This is a genomic window from Streptomyces sp. NPDC048338, from assembly GCF_043201055.1.
In the GTDB taxonomy this organism is placed as follows: Bacteria; Actinomycetota; Actinomycetes; order Streptomycetales; family Streptomycetaceae; genus Streptomyces.
Window position 1 is genome coordinate 1 of the sequence record NZ_JBICYQ010000029.1, and the last position, 2,689, is coordinate 2,689.

General features: G+C 56.5%; 1 other annotated feature (cut by a window edge).

The window, feature by feature from the left end:
• Positions 1-2: 2 nt before the first annotated feature.
• Positions 3-2,689, reverse strand: a sequence feature (most likely nonfunctional fraction of RNA operon) (it continues 1,698 nt past the right edge of the window).

A 2,689-nucleotide genomic window follows, 5' to 3' on the forward strand; every position in this document is an offset into this window, starting at 1 on the left:
TGAGGACAAGCCCTCGGCCTATTAGTACCGGTCAGCTCCACCCATTACTGGGCTTCCACATCCGGCCTATCAACCCAGTCGTCTACTGGGAGCCTTACCCTCTCAAGGAGGTGGGAATACTCATCTCGAAGCAGGCTTCCCGCTTAGATGCTTTCAGCGGTTATCCCTCCCGAACGTAGCCAACCAGCCATGCCCTTGGCAGGACAACTGGCACACCAGAGGTTCGTCCGTCCCGGTCCTCTCGTACTAGGGACAGCCCTTCTCAATATTCCTACGCGCACAGCGGATAGGGACCGAACTGTCTCACGACGTTCTAAACCCAGCTCGCGTACCGCTTTAATGGGCGAACAGCCCAACCCTTGGGACCGACTCCAGCCCCAGGATGCGACGAGCCGACATCGAGGTGCCAAACCATCCCGTCGATATGGACTCTTGGGGAAGATCAGCCTGTTATCCCCGGGGTACCTTTTATCCGTTGAGCGACGGCGCTTCCACAAGCCACCGCCGGATCACTAGTCCCGACTTTCGTCCCTGCTCGACCCGTCGGTCTCACAGTCAAGCTCCCTTGTGCACTTACACTCAACACCTGATTGCCAACCAGGCTGAGGGAACCTTTGGGCGCCTCCGTTACTCTTTGGGAGGCAACCGCCCCAGTTAAACTACCCATCAGACACTGTCCCTGATCCGGATCACGGACCGAGGTTAGACATCCAGCACGACCAGAGTGGTATTTCAACGGCGACTCCACCATGACTGGCGTCACGGCTTCAAAGTCTCCCACCTATCCTACACAAGCCGAACCGAACACCAATATCAAACTGTAGTAAAGGTCCCGGGGTCTTTCCGTCCTGCTGCGCGAAACGAGCATCTTTACTCGTAGTGCAATTTCACCGGGCCTATGGTTGAGACAGTCGAGAAGTCGTTACGCCATTCGTGCAGGTCGGAACTTACCCGACAAGGAATTTCGCTACCTTAGGATGGTTATAGTTACCACCGCCGTTTACTGGCGCTTAAGTTCTCAGCTTCGCAACCCCGAAAGGTCACTAACCGGTCCCCTTAACGTTCCAGCACCGGGCAGGCGTCAGTCCGTATACATCGCCTTACGGCTTCGCACGGACCTGTGTTTTTAGTAAACAGTCGCTTCTCGCTGGTCTCTGCGGCCACCCCCAGCTCACGGAGTAAATCCGATCACCAGTGATGGCCCCCCTTCTCCCGAAGTTACGGGGGCATTTTGCCGAGTTCCTTAACCATAGTTCACCCGAACGCCTCGGTATTCTCTACCTGACCACCTGAGTCGGTTTAGGGTACGGGCCGCCATGAAACTCGCTAGAGGCTTTTCTCGACAGCATAGGATCATCCACTTCACCACAATCGGCTCGGCATCAGGTCTCAGCCTTAATGTGTGACGGATTTGCCTATCACACGGCCTACACCCTTACCCCGGGACAACCACCGCCCGGGCTGGACTACCTTCCTGCGTCACCCCATCGCTTACCTACTACCACCTTGGGTCAGCGGCTCCACCACTCCCCTTTGCCCGAAGGCTCCAGGGCGGCTTCACGGCCTTAGCATTAATGGGCTCGATATTGGGCGTTTCAAAGCGGGTACCGGAATATCAACCGGTTGTCCATCGACTACGCCTGTCGGCCTCGCCTTAGGTCCCGACTTACCCTGGGCAGATCAGCTTGACCCAGGAACCCTTAGTCAATCGGCGCACACGTTTCTCACGTGTGTATCGCTACTCATGCCTGCATTCTCACTCGTGAACCGTCCACAACTCGCTTCCGCGGCTGCTTCACCCGGCACACGACGCTCCCCTACCCATCACAGCACCCGTTGGGGCTTAATTGCTGCAATGACACGACTTCGGCGGTACGCTTGAGCCCCGCTACATTGTCGGCGCGGAATCACTTGACCAGTGAGCTATTACGCACTCTTTCAAGGGTGGCTGCTTCTAAGCCAACCTCCTGGTTGTCTCTGCGACTCCACATCCTTTCCCACTTAGCGTACGCTTAGGGGCCTTAGTCGATGCTCTGGGCTGTTTCCCTCTCGACCATGGAGCTTATCCCCCACAGTCTCACTGCCGTGCTCTCACTTACCGGCATTCGGAGTTTGGCTAAGGTCAGTAACCCGGTAGGGCCCATCGCCTATCCAGTGCTCTACCTCCGGCAAGAAACACACGACGCTGCACCTAAATGCATTTCGGGGAGAACCAGCTATCACGGAGTTTGATTGGCCTTTCACCCCTAACCACAGGTCATCCCCCAGGTTTTCAACCCTGGTGGGTTCGGTCCTCCACGAAGTCTTACCTCCGCTTCAACCTGCCCATGGCTAGATCACTCCGCTTCGGGTCTAGAGCGTGCAACTCAATCGCCCTATTCGGACTCGCTTTCGCTACGGCTTCCCCACACGGGTTAACCTCGCTACACACCGCTAACTCGCAGGCTCATTCTTCAAAAGGCACGCAGTCACGAGATACAGCAAGCTGTATCCGACGCTCCCACGGCTTGTAGGCACACGGTTTCAGGTACTATTTCACTCCGCTCCCGCGGTACTTTTCACCATTCCCTCACGGTACTATCCGCTATCGGTCACCAGGGAATATTTAGGCTTAGCGGGTGGTCCCGCCAGATTCACACGGGATTTCTCGGGCCCCGTGCTACTTGGGTGTCTCTCAAGCAAGCCGTCA